This window comes from Natronosporangium hydrolyticum (assembly GCF_016925615.1).
GTDB lineage: Bacteria > Actinomycetota > Actinomycetes > Mycobacteriales > Micromonosporaceae > Natronosporangium > Natronosporangium hydrolyticum.
The window spans coordinates 2,807,262-2,824,241 of record NZ_CP070499.1 but is presented as its reverse complement, the minus strand read 5'-3'; the positions used below and the strand labels follow the sequence as shown (position 1 = coordinate 2,824,241).

The 16,980-nt window shown below is 71.6% G+C and carries 14 protein-coding genes; 2 read left to right on the top strand and 12 right to left on the bottom strand.

The features are described 5' to 3' along the window. Window positions 1-3: 3 nt before the first annotated feature. The 6 genes from ribH to rpe all read right to left on the bottom strand — a co-directional run bounded on the left by ribH (window position 4) and on the right by rpe (window position 5,483). Window positions 4-477, bottom strand: coding sequence for a 6,7-dimethyl-8-ribityllumazine synthase (gene ribH / locus JQS43_RS12435; protein ID WP_239679234.1), 474 nt, complete (start codon window positions 475-477; stop codon window positions 4-6). Further along, window positions 474-1,745: a bifunctional 3,4-dihydroxy-2-butanone-4-phosphate synthase/GTP cyclohydrolase II gene (locus tag JQS43_RS12430; RefSeq protein ID WP_239679409.1), complete on the bottom strand. Its 1,272-nt coding sequence runs from the start codon at window positions 1,743-1,745 to the stop codon at window positions 474-476. The genes ribH and JQS43_RS12430 overlap by 4 nt, the downstream gene beginning before the upstream one ends. 20 nt (window positions 1,746-1,765) lie before the next feature. Further along, window positions 1,766-2,374 (bottom strand): riboflavin synthase, encoded by a 609-nt coding sequence (locus JQS43_RS12425; RefSeq protein ID WP_239679233.1) that lies wholly within the window; start codon window positions 2,372-2,374, stop codon window positions 1,766-1,768. A gap of 4 nt (window positions 2,375-2,378) precedes the next feature. After that, entirely contained in the window at window positions 2,379-3,440 is a 1,062-nt protein-coding gene (gene ribD, locus JQS43_RS12420) for a bifunctional diaminohydroxyphosphoribosylaminopyrimidine deaminase/5-amino-6-(5-phosphoribosylamino)uracil reductase RibD (RefSeq protein WP_239679232.1), read from the bottom strand. Between the two features lie 372 nt (window positions 3,441-3,812). Beyond that, complete coding sequence (locus JQS43_RS12415) at window positions 3,813-4,787, bottom strand: GGDEF domain-containing response regulator (RefSeq protein ID WP_239679231.1); 975 nt, start codon at window positions 4,785-4,787, stop codon at window positions 3,813-3,815. A gap of 24 nt (window positions 4,788-4,811) precedes the next feature. Then, window positions 4,812-5,483 carry a ribulose-phosphate 3-epimerase gene (rpe, locus tag JQS43_RS12410; RefSeq protein ID WP_239679230.1) on the bottom strand — a complete coding sequence of 224 codons (672 nt, stop codon included), beginning with the start codon at window positions 5,481-5,483 and terminating at the stop codon, window positions 4,812-4,814. 108 nt (window positions 5,484-5,591) lie between these two features. Between rpe and JQS43_RS12405 the strand changes: the two genes are divergently transcribed. After that, window positions 5,592-8,201 (top strand): FHA domain-containing protein, encoded by a 2,610-nt coding sequence (locus tag JQS43_RS12405; RefSeq protein ID WP_239679229.1) that lies wholly within the window; start codon window positions 5,592-5,594, stop codon window positions 8,199-8,201. Window positions 8,202-8,284: 83 nt separating this feature from the next. Here the strand turns inward: JQS43_RS12405 and JQS43_RS12400 are convergent, their stop codons facing one another. Next, window positions 8,285-9,403 carry an FUSC family protein gene (locus JQS43_RS12400; protein ID WP_239679228.1) on the bottom strand — a complete coding sequence of 373 codons (1,119 nt, stop codon included), beginning with the start codon at window positions 9,401-9,403 and terminating at the stop codon, window positions 8,285-8,287. A gap of 154 nt (window positions 9,404-9,557) precedes the next feature. On the opposite strand from JQS43_RS12400, the gene JQS43_RS12395 reads away from it, so the two are divergent. Next, entirely contained in the window at window positions 9,558-10,598 is a 1,041-nt protein-coding gene (locus tag JQS43_RS12395; protein WP_239679227.1) for an SDR family NAD(P)-dependent oxidoreductase, read from the top strand. On the opposite strand, the gene JQS43_RS12390 is transcribed toward JQS43_RS12395, so the two are convergent. The 5 genes from JQS43_RS12390 to metK all read right to left on the bottom strand — a co-directional run bounded on the left by JQS43_RS12390 (window position 10,595) and on the right by metK (window position 16,965). Beyond that, window positions 10,595-12,094 (bottom strand): RsmB/NOP family class I SAM-dependent RNA methyltransferase, encoded by a 1,500-nt coding sequence (locus JQS43_RS12390; RefSeq protein WP_420847698.1) that lies wholly within the window; start codon window positions 12,092-12,094, stop codon window positions 10,595-10,597. The genes JQS43_RS12395 and JQS43_RS12390 overlap by 4 nt on opposite strands. Beyond that, complete coding sequence (gene fmt, locus JQS43_RS12385) at window positions 12,001-12,930, bottom strand: methionyl-tRNA formyltransferase (protein ID WP_239679225.1); 930 nt, start codon at window positions 12,928-12,930, stop codon at window positions 12,001-12,003. Before fmt ends, JQS43_RS12390 begins: the two co-directional genes overlap by 94 nt. A 4-nt stretch (window positions 12,931-12,934) precedes the next feature. Further along, window positions 12,935-13,501 carry a peptide deformylase gene (gene def, locus JQS43_RS12380; protein ID WP_239679224.1) on the bottom strand — a complete coding sequence of 189 codons (567 nt, stop codon included), beginning with the start codon at window positions 13,499-13,501 and terminating at the stop codon, window positions 12,935-12,937. Window positions 13,502-13,586: 85 nt separating this feature from the next. Beyond that, window positions 13,587-15,599 carry a primosomal protein N' gene (locus JQS43_RS12375; RefSeq protein WP_239679408.1) on the bottom strand — a complete coding sequence of 671 codons (2,013 nt, stop codon included), beginning with the start codon at window positions 15,597-15,599 and terminating at the stop codon, window positions 13,587-13,589. 172 nt (window positions 15,600-15,771) lie between these two features. Continuing rightward, window positions 15,772-16,965, bottom strand: a complete 1,194-nt coding sequence (gene metK, locus JQS43_RS12370; protein WP_239679223.1) for a methionine adenosyltransferase — start codon at window positions 16,963-16,965, stop codon at window positions 15,772-15,774. Window positions 16,966-16,980: the final 15 nt, after the last annotated feature.

Below are 16,980 nucleotides of genomic sequence, written 5' to 3'. Positions count from 1 at the left end.
GCATCAGCCGCGGACCGTCCGGATCACCAGCGCGGCGTCGAGCGCCGCGACGGTCGCATCCCAGCCCTTGTCCTCGACCGAGTCCGGCAAGCCCGCCCGGGCCCGCGCCTGGGAAATCTCATCGACGGTGAGCACCCCGTGCGCCACTGGAGTCGCCGAGTCCAGGGCTACCCGGGTCAGCCCGTCGGTAACCGACCGGCACACGTACTCGAAGTGGGCGGTCTCACCCCGGAGCACCACCCCGAGCGCCACCACCGCGTCACAACGCCGGGCCAGTGCCTGGGCCACCACCGGCAGCTCCACCGCGCCGTCCACCCGCACGGTCACCGTCTCCGCGGTCCGGCAGGCCTCGCCCGCCGCCACCGCGCGCGCCAGCAGCTGATCGGTGAGGTCCTGATGCCAGCGGGTGGCCACCACCCCGAGCACCAGCCCGTCAGCGGCTACCGGCGCCCGCTCGCTGAGCTCGGTCCGGCTCACGACAACCCCTCCGCAGCCGCCTCGACCCCATCGAGGCCATCGAGGCCATCGATCAGATGGCCCATCCGGTCGCGCTTGGTACGCAGGTACGCCAAGCTCTCGGGGTGCGGCCGCACCGGCAGCGTCTCCCGGCCGACAATCTTCAACCCGTAGCCCTCCAACGCCGCCCGCTTCGCGGGATTGTTCGTCAGCAGCCGCATGGTCCGCACCCCCAGGTCGGCCAGGATCTGCGCACCCGTGCCGTAGTCGCGGGCATCGGCCGGCAACCCCAGGTCCAGGTTCGCGTCCACGGTGTCCCGGCCATCGTCCTGCAACTGGTACGCCTGCAACTTGTGCAGCAAGCCGATCCCCCGGCCCTCGTGGCCGCGCAGGTAGAGCACCACTCCCCGGCCCTGGGCGGCGACCCTGGCCAGCGCTGCCTCCAGCTGCCGGCCGCAGTCACACCGCAACGACCCCAGCACGTCGCCGGTCAGGCATTCGGAGTGCACCCGAACCAGCACATCCTCGCCGTCACCCAGATCCCCGAAGACCATCGCGACGTGCTCGGCCGAGTCGTACTCCGCCCGGTAGCCGATCGCCTGGAACACCCCATGACCGGTGGGCAGCCGGGTCTGCGCGATCCGCTGCACCTGCTGCTCGTGCCGGCGGCGGTAGGCCACCAGTTCGGCGATGCTGACCAGGCACAGCCCGTGTTCGGCCGCGAACTCCTCCAACTCCGGTCGACGCGCCATCTCACCGGCCGACTGTTGCGACACCACCTCGGCCAACACACCCACCGGGCGCAGGTTGGCCATCCGCAACAGGTCGATGGTGGCCTCGGTGTGCCCCGGCCGGCGCAGCACCCCACCATCCTCGGCGCGCAGCGGCACCACATGCCCGGGCCGGGCGAAGTCCACCGCCGCCGAGGCCGGGTCCGCTAGCAACCGGATGGTGTGCGCCCGGTCGGTCGCGGAGATCCCGGTGCCGATGCCCTCGCGCGCGTCCACCGTCACCCGGTAGGCGGTGCCGCGGCGGTCCTGGTTGGTGTGGTACATCGGGGGCAGCTCCAGCCGGTCGCACTCCGCCCCCGGCATCGGTACGCAGAGGTAGCCGGAGGAGTACCGCACCATGAACGCGACCAGCTCCGGCGTGGCGTGCTCGGCGGCGAAGATCAGATCGCCCTCGTTCTCGCGATCCTCGTTGTCGACGACGATGATCGGCCGCCCGGCCCGCAACGCCGCCACCGCTGCCTCGACCCGACCCGCCGCGCCGATCGCCGGCGACACCATCGCCCCGTTCACCCCGGCGGTCACGGCGTCCCCCCAGCGACCGGCCCCGGCTGGCCCGCCGGGACGAACCCGGCGGCGAGCTTCTCGACATATTTGGCGATCACATCCACCTCCAGATTGACCGGGTCACCCGCGCTGGTCCGGCCCAGCGTCGTAGCCGCCAGCGTGGTCGGGATCAAACCGACCTCGAACCACTCGTCGGTCACCTCGACCACGGTCAACGACACCCCGTCGACCGTTATCGACCCCTTCGTCACCAGGTAACGCGCGAGGCCCGGGGGCAGCCCCACCCGCAGCTGGGGCGGCCCGACCAGCACCGTGCCGACCCCATCGACATGACCCTGCACCAGATGCCCGCCGAGCCGGGTGTGGGGAGTGACCGCCCGCTCCAGGTTGACCTCCTCACCGACCCGCAACCGGTCCAGCGCGGTGCGCCGGAGCGTCTCAGTCATCACATCGGCGCGGAACCCCACCCCGTCGACGATCTCGGTCGCGGTGAGGCAGACCCCGTTGACCGCGACCGAGTCGCCCGGTTTCAGATCGGCGGTCACTACCGGGCCGTGCACGGCCAACGCGCCCGGCTCCCGGGCTGTGACCGAGCCCAACTCTTCGACGATCCCTGTGAACATCTGGTCAACCCTTCACGTTGCGGGGAACAGCGGTGAACCGCAGGTCAGGACCGACCCGGGTGATGTCGGTGAACTCGAGCTCGATGGCGTCCGCCACGGTGTGTACCCCGGCGTCGATCAGCGCCGCCGACCCGGCGCCCAACAGCCGCGGGGCGAGGTAGCCGACGACCTGGTCGACCAATCCGGCGGCGAGGAACGCCCCGGCCAGCCGCGGACCGCCCTCCAGCAACGCTGCCCGGACGTCCCGTTCGTAGAGGCGGCTCAGCAGGTCAGCCAGGTTGACCTGGCCCCGCTCGTCCGAGCCGAGCTCGGCGGCGGTCGCCACCCAGGTGGGGGCGGCCTGATCGCGAATCCGGGCATCCGCCGGGGTCCGCCCTTCGGAGTCGACCACCACCCGCAGCGGCTGCCGGATCGCCAGACTGCCGTCGCGCAGGTTACGAGCGGTGAGCTGCGGATTGTCGGCGAGCACGGTCCCCACCCCGACCAGCACCGCGTCCGCGGTGCTGCGGTGGGAGTGCACGTCCATCCGCGCCGCCTCCGACGTGATCCACATGCTGGTGCCGTCGGCGGCCGCGGACCGACCGTCCAGGGTCGCGGCGTACTTCCAGATCAGGAAGGGCCGGCGCCGGCGTACCGCGGTGAGCCAGGCGATATTGCCGGCCTCGACCTCGGCTTCGCGCACTCCGACCTCGACCTCGACGCCGGCGCGGCGAAGCCGCTCCGCTCCGCCGGCCGCACTGGTTGTGGGATCGGTGACCGCGATCACCACCCGGGCTACGCCCGCGTTTACCAGTGCCGTACTGCACGGGCCGGTCTGGCCGTGATGGTTGCACGGCTCCAGGGTCACCACCACAGTGCCGCCGCGGGCCCGTTCCCCAGCCTGCGCCAACGCGACAATCTCCGCGTGCGGCCCGCCGGCGTACGCGTGGAAACCCTCCCCGACGACTGCGCCGCTGGCGTCGAGAATGACACAACCGACCACCGGATTCGGGCTGGTGGTGCCCAGCCCGCGCGCGGCGAGCTCCACCGCCCGCCCCATCACGGCGACCTCAGCCTGACTCGCCATACCGCCCTTCCTCGCTACCCGCGCAGACGGAGGGTGGGGAGGGCGTGCCCCGGGTGGACGTGCAGGCGCGATCGCGCCACGTCCACCCGTGCCCGCGCGCCGCTCCCATCCGGACTGTCTGACCATCGGCCGCAGCATCGCCGCAACCGCTGATCAACCGTCGGCCCTGGAGTCACACCAGGTCCACCGGTGGCTGGTTGCCACCGGGTCGCGGGCTGCCCTGGAGAGCACCTAGCCCTCAGGGGTCACCGCCGGTTCGGAATTTCACCGAGTCCCGCCAGCGCGTGGTGGGTTCTTTGGCGATTGTCCCACGCCGCGCCCGATTCGCCGAGTCAGGCGGAGAAGATCACACGACCGGCGGCGGGCCGACCGTCACCGGCTCCGCCGCCGGTCGTACGCCACGAACGACCCGGCCTCCTTCTTCGCTACGTTTTTCATCTCGGTCGCCACCGTGATCACCTCCCGGGGGTCGGAGAACTTCCGAGCCGTCGAGAGCGCAACTCCGACCGAGATCGAGACGAGGTTGGGGCGCTGAATGTTGCCGCGCCGGTCGACGATCTCAAGATAGCCCCGGTCCGCGTCCTCCGGATCGTAGATATCGTCGGCGGCCTTTTCGAAATCCTCCACCGCCTGCGAGGTGATCGGGCGGACCTGGTCGGGGAGGCAGACGATCACGAAGTCGTCGCCGCCGACATGACCGAGGAAGGCCGGCGGCTCGGCCTGTTCGGCCACGGCCTGGTGTAGGCAGCGGGCCAGCACTGCGATGAACTCGTCGCCGCGCCCGAATCCGTACGCGTCGTTGACGCTTTTGAATCGGTCAATGTCGATGTAACAAACGGCGAAGTCGGTGCCGCTGCGGACCCGGTCGCTCAACTCCCGCAAGATCCGGGTGTTACCCGGCAATCCGGTCAGCGGTGAGACCTCGCGGAACTCCTGCGCCCGGCGCAGCATCGACCGGACCCGCGCCACCAGCTCGGCGTTGTCGAAGGGTTTGACCACGTAGTCGTCGGCGCCGGCGGTCAACCCGACCACCTTGTCGACGGTCAGCCCCTTAGCGGTCAGCATGATGATCGGCAACGCTGAGGTACGCGGGTCGGAGCGCAGCCGGCGAGTCAGCTCCAACCCGTCGATCCCGGGCATCCGGACATCCACCAACGCCAGGTCCGGCCGGTGTTGCCGAGCCAACACGAGCGCCTGCTCGCCGTCGTGAGCCACCAGCACCTGGAAACCCTCCAGCTGAAAGTTGACCTCCACAAACCGGGCGATGTCGCGATCGTCATCAGCGACCAGAATTACTTCCGCGGGGGGCGGGGGTTGGTCCGCGAGGTGCTCCGGTTGATCAGTCACCGCGCCAGTCTAGAAGCGTTACGGTCACACCGCGTACTGCGCGAGCTCCCGCAGCCGGCGGACCGCCGCCGCCGGGTCGGCCGCACCGTAGACCGCGCTGCCCGCCACAAAGGCGTCCGCTCCGGCCTGCGCCGCCGCCTCGATGGTGTCGGCGTTGATCCCGCCATCAACCTCTAGCCGCAGGTCAAGGTGGCCGGCGTTGATGTGCCGGCGGGCTGAGCGGACCTTCGCCAGCAGCTCTGGGATGAATTCCTGACCACCGAACCCCGCCTTGATCGTCATGATCAACAGCAGGTCGAACTCGGGGAGCAGATCCAGGTACGGTTCGACTGCGGTATCCCGATCGATCGCCAGCCCCGGCCTAGCCCCGGCGGCGCGCAGATCCCGGGCGAGCGCCACCGGATCATCGCACGCCTCGGCGTGGAAGGTGACGATCTCCGCCCCCGCCTCGGCGTACCCCACCGCCCATCGCTGCGGATCAGTGATCATCAGGTGGCAGTCGAACGGCAACGAGGTCGCCTTCCGAAGCGCTGCCACCACCGGCTGACCGATGGTCAGATTCGGAACGAAGTGGTTGTCCATGACGTCGACGTGCACCCAATCGGCGACCCCGGAGATGGCCGAGATCTCGTCGGCGAGGCGCGCGAAATCGGCGGAGAGGATGCTCGGGGCGATGACCGGCGACTGGCTGCTCACCGCGACAGTCTAAGGACAGTCCAAGCGGGCCAGCTTACGCCCCGGTGCGCACGATCCCCGCCGGTCGGCCGATCGCCCGGCATGCCGGCGTACCGCATCATGGTAGCCGTGGCACACGTCCTCGAGCTGACTCTCAACGGCGAACCAACCCGCGCGCTCCTGCAGACCGATCAGGTCCTGCGGATCGGCCGGGACCCCTCCTGCCAACTGGTGGTCTCCGACCGCTCAGTCTCCCGACAACACGCGGAGATCGCCCGCACCGACGGCGGCTGGGTCATCCGGGACCTGGGCAGCCGCAACGGCATCCACCACGCGGGTGAGCGGAGCGAGACCATCCGGCTGACCGACGGCATCGAGATCCGCATCGGCAGCGCCCACGACGGGCCGCTGCTGCGGATCGGGCTCCCGGCGCCGGCGGCCGTAACCACCCAGCCAGTTCAACCGGCGGCCGACGCGCCCCCGACCGTAACCCTCTCCCCAGCAGAGCCAGCGCAGCCGGCACCACAACCGGCCGCCCCACCGGCAGCCGCTCCACCGCCCCAGCCGGCCGCTCCACCGCCACCACCGGCGCCGTCACCCGCCGCCGGCCGGCCCGAGCTGGCCGCCTTCGACGCCAGCGGCGTGACCAGCATCGGGCGCAGCAGCGAGAACGACGTGGTGCTCCGCGACCTGTTGGTCTCCCGCCGGCACGCCGAGGTGCGGCAACTACCCGCCGGCTACCAACTCACCGATCTGGGCAGCACCAACGGGACCTACCACAACGGACGCCGGATCGACCGGGTCATGTTGGAGCCTGGCGACCTCGTCTCGATCGGTCACTTCCAGCTCGCCTTCGACGGTGAACGGCTACACGAGCATCTGGACGCCGGGCCGGTGTCACTCTCGTCCGAGCAGGTCACCGTGGCCATCGGCAAGCACCGTATCGTCAACGACGTCAGCTTCGCCCTCGAACAAGGCAGCCTGCTCGGCATCATCGGGCCCAGCGGCTGCGGCAAGTCAACCCTCATCCGCGCCCTCACCGGACTGCAACAAGCGAGCGCGGGGCGGGTCAGGTACGACAACCGCGATCTCTACGCCGACTACGCCGAACTCCGGTACCGGATCGGCATGGTGCCGCAGGACGACGTGCTACACCGGCAACTCACCGTCCGTCGGGCGCTGCGTTTCGCCGCCCGACTCCGGTTCGCCGACGACGTCCCCCGCCGAGAACGCTCAGCCCGGGTCGAAGAGGTCATGGACATGCTCGGGATCGCTGGATCGGCGCGGCAACGCATCGACCGGCTCTCCGGTGGCCAGCGGAAACGTACCTCGGTGGCGCTGGAGCTGCTGACCGAGCCGTCGATGCTGTGCCTCGACGAGCCGACCTCCGGGCTGGACCCGGCGCTGGACCGCGAGGTGATGCAGCAGCTGCGGGGCATGGCCGATCGAGGCCGGACCATCCTCTGCGTCACCCACAGCGTGCTACACCTCTCCGTCTGCGACCGGATTCTGGTCATGTGCCCCGGCGGTACCACCGGCTACTTCGGGCCGCCCTCCGAGGTGCTCAGCTTCTTCGAGGCCGACGACTATGCAGACGTGTTCGCCAAGGTGACCCGCGAGCCGGAGTACTGGACCCGTCGCTATCGGGAGTCCGACCTCTACCGGCGATATATCGCCGAGCCGATCACCGCCCACATGCTGCAACCCTCGCCGGGTCGGAGCCAGCAGCCCGGCCCCGCCCCCGCCCCCGAGACCGCGCCGGCGGGCATCGATCCGCCGACCCACCTGGCCGTCAGCGCCAGCGGCACCAATAACACCAGCGACGAGTCGAAGCCGGCGCCGGCGGCCACCCGGATCGCCCAGGCCCTGAGCAACGCACGGCCCTCCATGCTCAACCGCGCCAAGGATCCAGTGGCGCCGCTGCGCCAGTTCACCACCCTCAGCGCACGAATGTTCGCGGTGATCACCGCCGACCGCGGGTACGCGTTGTTCCTCCTCGGGCTACCGATGGTGCTGGCGTTGCTCTCCCACACCGTGCCCGGCGACACCGGTCTCGGCCCCGCCGAGGGTGCCACCGGCGATGATCGGCTAGAGGCGATGCGCATCCTGGTGGTGCTGGTGGTCGGAGCCTCCTTCATCGGCATCTCCTCCGCGATCCGGGAGATCGTCAACGAATCCACCATCTACCAGCGAGAACGAGCGGTCGGGCTATCCCCCGGCGCCTACCTGGCAGCCAAGTTCGCGGTGCTAGGTCTGATCAACGTGTGCCAGGTGACGATCTTCGTCTACCTGTCGTTGCTCGGCCGGGGCGCCCCCGCCGAAGCCCTGGTAATGGGCTCCCCGATGGTCGAGATCATCACGCCGATCGCCATGGTCACCACCAGCTGCACCATGTTGGGGCTGTGCATCAGCGCGCTCGCCCGGTCGGTCGCCCAGACCACACCGGTACTGGTGGTCGTGGTAATGGCGATGCTGGTGCTCTCTGGCGGGCTGTTCGAACTCCACGGCCAGGCGGTCCTCAACCAAATCTCCTGGACCTCCCCCACCCGATGGGGTTTCGCCGCCGGGGGCAGCACCGTCGATCTGCTGAGCATGGTGCGTCCAATCTTCACCGATCCGCTCTGGACCCACAGCACCGGCTCGTGGTGGCGATCGATCCTGCTGCTGGTGGTCCAGATCGCGCTGCTCGGTGCGGCGGCCCGGCTAGCGATGCGGCGGCTGGAGCCGGGTCGGCGCTGACCTTGGCTCGGCCAGCAGCACCGGCCGCCCGGCACCGGCGAGTCGGCGGGCGGCGCCCGGGACTGGTCACCGGGCGGCACTGGTCACCGGGCGGCGCGGCGCACCAGGTCGCTCGCCTCCGCCTGCGCCACCCCGCTCGCCTGCAGCAAGTCGATGGCGGTCGACCGGATCTGGGCCACGATCACGCTGCCGGAGAAGCCGACCCCGGCCTCGTAGGCGCGCGCCGACTCCTGCACCGCCGCCAATGCCCGCTGCCGGCAGGTCTCCGGTTCGATCCCCTCCGCCAACTCCCGCCGCAGCCAGCTCACTGCCTCGCCCAGCAGGATGACCGCCTCCGGCAACGACTCCGGGACCGGCTCACCGTCCACCGTCACCCGGATCGCGCGGCGCACCAACACCCGAACGTTGCGCAGCGCGTACCCGATCTGATCGCCACTGTCCAGATAGCGGGCCAGCGCGCCGCGGGTTCGCCACCGGATCGGAGCAAGCGCCGCGGCCTCCCGACCGGCCGCGAGCGAATCCTGAAAGTGGCTCAGCTCCGCCTCCCCGGCCCGCAACCGGCTCAACGCACGCTCGGCCCGCGGCCAGTCCCGGCCGCTCAGCGCGGCCCCGGTCTCCGTCAAGTTCTCGGCGATCAGGTCCAGCATCGGGGCCGTGGCACGGGCCACGACCCGGAGCGGGTTCACCGGCAGCAGCAGCGCCATCACCCCTAGCCCTACCAAGCCGCCCACCAGCGCATCGACGAAGCGCGGGAAGCTCAGCCCGGTGCCGGGCGGGGTCAGCGTCGCCACCAGCACCGCCGACGTCGCCGCGTGGGTGACCAACGCGGACCCGCCGCCGAGCAGGATCGCCGACAGAATCGCCAGGATCACCACCGCAGTGATCTGCACCGGGCCGGTACCGATAAAGGCGATCAGCAGGTCACCCACCGCGATCCCGATCGCCACCCCGACGACCAGCTCGACCGCTCGACGCAGCCGCTGGCCCACCGAAACCGCGAGCGTGACCACCGCCGCGACCGGGGCGAAGAACGGGGCCGGATGCCCAACCAGGTCATGTGCGACCAGCCAAGCGAGGCCAGCAGCCAACCCGGTCTGCAGCGCCAGCCAGACCCCGAACCGCACCCGATGCACCCGATCCCGCAAGGTGACCTGGGTGCGCTGGCCCAGCTTCGCGACCTGGTCGCCGACCCCCCGAACCACGCTCCCTCTCCGTGCCGCCTCACACCGCTGCCATGTCCGCTCAGGCTACCGGTGAACCGGACCCGACCGGGATAATTCAGGGTGCCGCGGGAAGTGGCGCAGCACACCCAGGCCCGCCGGGTGTGCCGACCGCCCAACTGGGTAGTTCAACAAGATGCACACCAAGACCACCCTCGCCGCGCTCGCGCTCGGGGCGCTCGCGGTCGCGATCGCCCGGCGCCGACGGCCGCCGGCCGACCTCACCGGCCAGGTAGCGCTGGTCACCGGCGGGTCGCGCGGACTCGGCTTCTTGCTCGCCCGAGAGCTGGCGAGGATGGGATGCCGGCTGGTGATCTGCGCCCGCAACGACGAAGAACTCGCCACGGCGGCCCGGTCGCTGGCCGCCGACGGCGCCGAGGTCGTCGCGGTGCCGGTCGACCTAGCCAGCCCGGAAGCGGCCGAACTGCTCGTGGCCCGGGCGACTGACCGGTTCGGACGGTTGGACATCCTCGTCAACAACGCCGGAGTGATGCGGGTAGGTCCGGTGCACGACATGACCCCGGGCGACTTCAGCGAAGCTGTGAAGCTCATGCTGCTCGCGCCAGCAAATCTGACCCTCGCAGCGTTGCCGCAGCTTCGGGCGGCGCCGGCCGGACGCATCGTCAACATCACCTCGATCGGGGGCAAGGTCGCCGCGCCACACCTGCTGCCGTACTGCGCCGCCAAATTCGGGATGGTGGGCTTCTCCGAAGGGCTGCGCGCCGAACTCGCCGGTGACCAGATCAGCGTCACCACCGTGGTCCCCGGGCTGATGCGGACCGGCTCGCACCAGCGCGCCGAGTTCACCGGCCAGGCGATCAAGGAATACACCTGGTTCGCGCTGCTCGCCAGCGCACCGCTGCTGGCCATGGACGCCGAGCGGGCCGCCCGCCGGATCGTCGCCGCCGCCGCCCGCGGACGGCGCGAGATCACGCTCACCCCGGTCGCCGCGGTAGCCACCCGGGTCGCCGGAGCCGCGCCCGCGGCCACCGCCTGGCTGCTGGAGGTGACCCAGCGGCTGCTCCCGCGCAGCGCCGACACCGCCTCGCCCGCCCGCCCCGGTGGTGAGCTAGCGGCCGAGTCGCCGTCCCGGATCCGGTCAGCCCTGACCCGACTCGGCGAGCGGGCCGCGGAGCGCCTCCAGCCGGCCCCGGACCACCCCGGTACAGGTCCCTAGCCGCGCCGGAGCAGCGCCACGAACATCGCGTCGGTGCCATGCCGGTGCGGCCACAGCTGCACGGTCGGCCCATCGCCGAGACCGGGCATCCCCGCCGGGAGATACTCGCGGGCGTCGAGCAGTTCGGTACGATGCGGGCTGCGCCGACGCGCCTCGGAGAGACTCACCTGAGTCTCCACCAAGTGCGGGGAACAGGTCACGTAGCCGACCACGCCACCCGGCCGGGCGGCCTCGATCGCCGCCACCAACAGCTCCCGCTGCAGCCGCGCCAACTCCGGCAGATCACCCGGGCTACGTCGCCAGCGCACCTCCGGCCGCCGCCGAAGCGCGCCCAAGCCGGTGCAGGGGGCATCCACCAACACCCGATCGAACTGGCCCGCGGGTAGCTCCGCACCCCGCCCGACCGCCCGGCCGTCCTCGTTGACCACCGCCACCGGCAGACCACGCACCGCCTGCTCCACCAGGCGCGCCCGGTGCTCAGCGATCTCCACCGCGGTCACCGTCGCGCCCCGCTCCGCGGCCAGCCCACCAAGCAGCGCGGCCTTGCCCCCGGGGCCAGCGCACAGATCGAGCCACCGCTGCGCCGGGCCCTCCGCCACCGGCGCATCGGCCAGCGCCAACGTCACCAGCTGCGAACCCTCATCCTGTACGTGGGCACGACGCTGGCCAATCGCCGGCAGGTTGCCCGGGGCGCCCCCGGACAGGTAGACCGCGTACGGCGAGAACGCCCCAGGCTCGCCACCAACCTCGTCGGCGAGGTCCACCGCATCAGCGCGGCCAGGTCGGGCACACAGATGCACCGGCGCCGGGGCGTTGTCCTCCGCCAGCGCCTGCGCCACCTCGGTCAGATCGCCACCGAGCGCGTCGGCGAACGCTCGTACCACCCAGGCCGGATGGCTGTGCACCAGCGCCAGGTGCCCCACCGGATCATCGGCCTGCGCTGGCGCGAGCTCCACCAACCACTCTTCGAAACCCTTGGTGGCGACCTGGCGGAGCACCGCGTTGGCGAACCCGGTGGCGCCGGGCGCGACCGACTTCACCAGCCCCACCGTCGACGAGACCGCTGCGTGCGCCGGCACCCGCAGAAACAGCAGTTGGTAGGCGCCGAGCCGCAGCGCGTCCCGCGCCGGCGGATCGATCCGCGCCACTTCCCGGTTGGCCGCCGAGGCGAGCACGGCGTCGAGCGTGCCCCGCTGCCGGAGCGTGCCGTAGACCAGCTCGGTGGCGAACGCCGCATCCCGGCCGGCCAGCCCCACCTCGGTCAGCATCGTCGGCAGCACCAAATTGGCGTAGGCATCGTCGCGATGGACGGCCGCGATCGCCTCGTAAGCAACCCGGCGGGGCGGATCCTCGCTCCGGCGGATCTGCGGTGTCGAAGTGGCCGGCCGCTGCTGGTGCCGGCTCACTGGAAACCCTCCCCGACGGCGGGCCGCACCCCGCGGGCCCACTCGCTCGCGGCCATCGGCTTCTTGCCGGCGGCCGCCACCTGTCCTAATCCGACCGGTTCGGTCAACGTGCCCACCAGCACCCGCTCGCGCTCCACCCGCAGCTCGCCCGGGGCCAACGACTCACCGGGGTCGGTGACCGGCCGTACCGGCGCCAGCTTCAGCCGCTCGCCGCGAAACTCGGTCCAGGCGCCCGGCGCCGGCGTACACGCCCGGATTCGCCGGTCCACCGCTGCCGCCGGCTCCGACCAGCGGACCTGTGCATCCGCCGGGGTGATCTTCGGCGCGTGGCTGACCCCCACGGCCGGCTGCGGGACCGCCCGCGCGGTCCCGTCCGCGATCGCATCCAACACCCGGATCAGCAAATCTGCTCCGCTGCCGGCCAGCCGCTCCAGCAGCTCCCCCGCGGTGTCGGTGGCGCCGATCGGCTCGGTCACCGTCCCGAACACCGGCCCGGTGTCCAACCCCGGCTCCAGCTGGAAGACGCTGGCGCCGGTGAGTTCATCACCACGCAGCACCGCATGCTGCACCGGCGCCGCCCCCCGCCACGCCGGAAGCAGCGAAAAGTGCAGGTTGACCCAGCCGTACGCCGGGATCGCCAACGCCGCCGGCGGCACCAGCGCCCCGTACGCAACCACGGGGACGCAATCCGGGGCGAGCGCCCGCAGCCGGTCGAGGAACTCCGGCTCCTTCGGACGGGCCGGCGTCAACACCTCGACCCCCCGCTCGTCGGCCCAGGCCGCCGCCGGTGAACGCAGCATCCGGCGGCCCCGCCCAGCCGGCGCGTCCGGCCTCGTCACCACCGCCACCAGCTCGTGCCCGGACTGCTCGATCGCCGCCAGCGCAGGCAGCGTCACCGCCGGAGTCCCGGCGAACACTAGTCGCATCGCTTCAGCCCCCGAGCCCTAGCGGATTCGGCTGCCCGCCCGGGTGAGGGCTGAGCTTGACCGTCGGCGGGGCATCCGGGTCGTACCAATCGGCTTGCCGGATCTCCCGCATCGCTTGCTTGCGCCGGCCGGCATCCAGCCGGTCCAGAAACAGCACCCCGTCGAGGTGATCGGTCTCGTGCTGTACGCAGCGGGCCATCAACCCGGAGCCGATCAGCTGCACCGGGTCGCCGTGCTGGTTGAAGCCGCGGGCGACCACGTTCATCCGCCGCCGGGTGTCGACGTAGACCCCAGGGATGGACAGGCACCCCTCGGGCCCGTCCTGCTCATCCTCGTCCGGAAAGTCGAGCACCGGGTTGATCACGTGGCCCTCGACATCGTCCACATCGAAGACGAAGGCGCGCACCCCGACACCGAGCTGCGGGGCGGCCAGCCCGCTGCCCTGCTGCTGCCGCAGCGTGTCGGTGAGGTCGGTGACGAGCTGACGCAGCTCTTTGTCAAAATCCACCACCGGCTCGGCCGGCGTGCGCAGCACCGGGTCCCCGAACAGGCGGATCGGCAGGACGGTCAACAGATCTCCTCAACACGCTCGATAGGTCAGGCCCGGGCACCGCCGGCGAGGCCGGAGCCCCACGGACCGGCGCCCCAGTCTACGGTCAAAGCAGCTCTAGCGGATCCACCTGGATTCGGACCGGGTCGAGCGCCTTCCGGGCGCTGCGGACTCCCGCCGCCGCGTGCAGCGCCGCCGCCATCGCCTCACCGTTGGCCCGCGACGCCCGCACCAGCATACGTTCCCGCGGTTGCGCCGGCTCACCCTCGTCCGGACGTTCCGCCGCAATCGGCACCGGGCCGAGCAGCTCCGTACCGTCCGGCAAGGACGCAGCAGCGAGCAGGTCGACGACGGCGTCGGCCGGCCCGGTCACCGACGCGACCCGCGCCGTCGGCGGAAACCCGAGCGACCGACGTTCGGCTAGCTCCCGCTCGGCGTACCAGCCGGGGTCGAACCGCAGCAACGCCTGCACCGCCGGCAAGCCACCATCCGCGACCACCACCACCCGGCCACCGTCGCCGGCCGGGCGGGCCAACCCGGCCGCCGCCAACCACCGCCGCAGCGTCTCCTCCCCCGCCCGCAGATCCGCCCGGGTCAACAGCGCCCACGTGTCCAGTAACAGCACGGCCCCGTACCCACCATCGGCGACCGGCTCCGCACCCGGGGTGCAGACCACCACGGTGGGTTCCCCAGGCACCGACGCCAGCACCTCACCGCGCCCAGACGTGCGCACCGGGTGCCCCGGGAAGGCGCGCCCCAACTCCTCCGCGGTACGCCGGGCCCCGGTGACTGCTGCCCGCAACCGGCGGGACCCGCACTCGGGACACTGCCGGTCGGCCACCGGCCGGGCACACCACCGGCAGCTGGCCGCCGCCCCCGCCCCGGCCAGCTGGAGCGGGCCGCCGCAGTGGGGGCAGCGCGCGGGCGCCCGACAGTCGCCACAGGCCACCGCCGGCAGGTAGCCCCGGCGGGGTACCTGGACCAGCACCGGGGCGCCAGCGGCGAGCGCACCCCGGGCAGCCCGCCAGGCTTCGCTCGGCAACCGGGCCGCGGCCGCCGCCGGGTCCCGGGCCAGCTGCGGCTCGTCTCCGATCGGCGTGACCACCGGCGCCCGCCGACGCAGCGTCACCCGCTCGGCGGCCACGGGTTTGGCCCACCCGGTCATCAGCAGTTGCTGCGCCTCCGCGGTGCGGGTGAATCCCCCGAGCAGGGCCGCGGCGCCGGCCTGCTGGGCACGGATGAGCAGCATCTCGCGCGCGTGCGGGTAGGGCGCCCGGGGCTCGGCGTGCAGGTCGTCACCGTCGTCCCAGATCGCGACCAGGCCGAGGTCGGCCATCGGGGCCAGCGCCGCTGCCCGGTTGCCGATCACCACCGGCACCTCGCCCCGCGCGGCCCGCAGGAACCGGCGGTAGCGCTCGGCGGGGCCGATCGCGGCGGCGAGCGCCACATGCTGGTCGGGGCCGAGCGCTGCGGTGACCTCGGCATCGAGGCGGGCCAGGTCGCGGGCGTCGGCGACCACCGCCACCGCGCCGCGGCCACCGGCGACGGTCGCCGCGATCGCCTCGGCGACCCGGGCGGGCCACGCCTCGCCGGGGAGCGCGGTCCATACCGCCCGGGCGGGCCGCTGCTCAGCGAGCGCCCGCAGTAGGGCTGGCCCGGCCGAGTAGGCCCGCCACCCACCCTCCTCGGCGCCCTCAGCGCCCTCAGCGCCGATCATGGGGTTTGGGGCCTCAGAACCGGCCGAGGAGGTACCTAGGTCCATGATCGGCGCGGATTTGGGGGTGGATTCGGTGCGGGCGTGGCGGGGCGGCACGGCCAGCCGCAGCACATCGGCGAGGTTGCCGGCGTACCTGGCGGCGACCGCCCGGGCGGCGGCGAGCACCTCGGGCCGCAACACCGGCTCGGCGGAGACCACCCGGTCGAGAAAGGCCAGCCGGCCGGTGTGGCTCGACTCCGCGGCTCGTGACAGCAGCCATCCGTCCACCAGCTGCCCCGCGAAACGGACCCGCACCCGGACCCCCGGCTGGGCCGCGTCGGCGTCCGCCGCCGGCACCAGATAGTCGAAGGGCCGGTCCAGGTGCGGCAGCGGCAGATCGACACAGACCTGCGCGACCGGCAGCGACGGCGCCGGCTCCCGCGGCGACGCTCCGCGCCGGGGCGAAGCTGCGGTCTGCTTACCCACGCGCGGTCCCTGCTCCCTTGATCACAACGAGGTCGGGGGCACGGTCGGCACCGGAGCACCCGGCACCGACCACGCCCCCGACCTCGCCATGATCATGAGGCGGGGATCATCACAGCCCGGCGGCCGACTTCAGGTCAGCGACCTTGTTGGTGCGCTCCCAGGTGAAGTCGGGCAGCTCCCGGCCGAAGTGACCGTACGCCGCGGTCTGCTGGTAGATCGGGCGCAGCAGATCCAGCTCCCGGATGAAGGCCGCTGGCCGCAGGTCGAAGACCTGGTTGACCGCCTTCTCGATCCGGTCCACCGCGATCGCCTCGGTGCCGAAGGTGTCGACCAGCACGCTCACCGGCTGCGCCTTGCCGATCGCGTACGCGACCTGCACCTCGCACCGCTCGGCGAGCCCGGCTGCCACCACGTTCTTGGCGACCCACCGCACCGCATAGGTTGCTGATCGGTCGACCTTCGACGGGTCCTTGCCGGAGAAGGCACCGCCGCCGTGGCGGGCGTACCCACCGTAGGTGTCGACGATGATCTTCCGCCCGGTAAGGCCAGCGTCGCCCATCGGGCCGCCGACCTCGAACCGGCCGGTCGGGTTGACCAGCAACCGGTAGTTGCTGGTGTCCAGCGCCAGCCCTTCGACCTCCGGAGCGATCACGTGCTCCTTGATGTCCGGGGTGAGCAGCTCCTCCAACGAGATGTCGGCGGCGTGCTGCGACGAGACCACGACGGTGTCCAGCCGCACCGGGCGCTGGCCCTCATACTCGATGGTGACCTGGGTCTTGCCGTCGGGGCGCAGGTACGGCACGGTGCCGTCCTTGCGGACCGCGGACAGCCGCTGGGAGAGCCGGTGCGCCAACGCGATCGGCAGCGGCATCAGCTCTGGCGTCTCGTTGCAGGCGAACCCGAACATCATGCCCTGGTCGCCAGCGCCCTGGGCGTCGAACGCGTCACCCGCGCCCTCGACCCGCTCCTCGAACGCGTGATCCACGCCCTGGGCGATGTCGGGGGACTGCGAGCCGATCGACACGCTCACCCCACAGGAGCCGCCATCGAACCCCTTCTTGGATGAGTCGTAACCAATGTTGAGGATGGTGTTTCGGACAATCTCGGCGACGTCGGCGTACGCCTGAGTGGTGACCTCGCCGGCCACGTGTACCTGGCCGGTGGTGATCAGCGTCTCTACGGCTACCCGGCTGCGCGGGTCCTGGGTAAGCAGGGCGTCGAGAACGCCGTCGCTGATCTGGTCGGCGATCTTGTCGGGGTGGCCCTCGGTTACCGACTCAGATGTGAACAGACGACGGGTCACGGGCACGCTCCTTCG

Excerpts from the sequence above, each read along its gene's own strand:
- ribD (WP_239679232.1), bottom strand. The coding sequence starts at position 3,440 with ATGGCGAGTCAGGCTGAGGTCGCCGTGATGGGGCGGGCGGTGGAGCTC.
- JQS43_RS12430 (WP_239679409.1), bottom strand. The coding sequence starts at position 1,745 with ATGGTGTCGCCGGCGATCGGCGCGGCGGGTCGGGTCGAGGCAGCGGTG.
- JQS43_RS12425 (WP_239679233.1), bottom strand. The coding sequence starts at position 2,374 with ATGTTCACAGGGATCGTCGAAGAGTTGGGCTCGGTCACAGCCCGGGAG.
- fmt (WP_239679225.1), bottom strand. The coding sequence starts at position 12,930 with ATGCGACTAGTGTTCGCCGGGACTCCGGCGGTGACGCTGCCTGCGCTG.
- JQS43_RS12395 (WP_239679227.1), top strand. The coding sequence starts at position 9,558 with ATGCACACCAAGACCACCCTCGCCGCGCTCGCGCTCGGGGCGCTCGCG.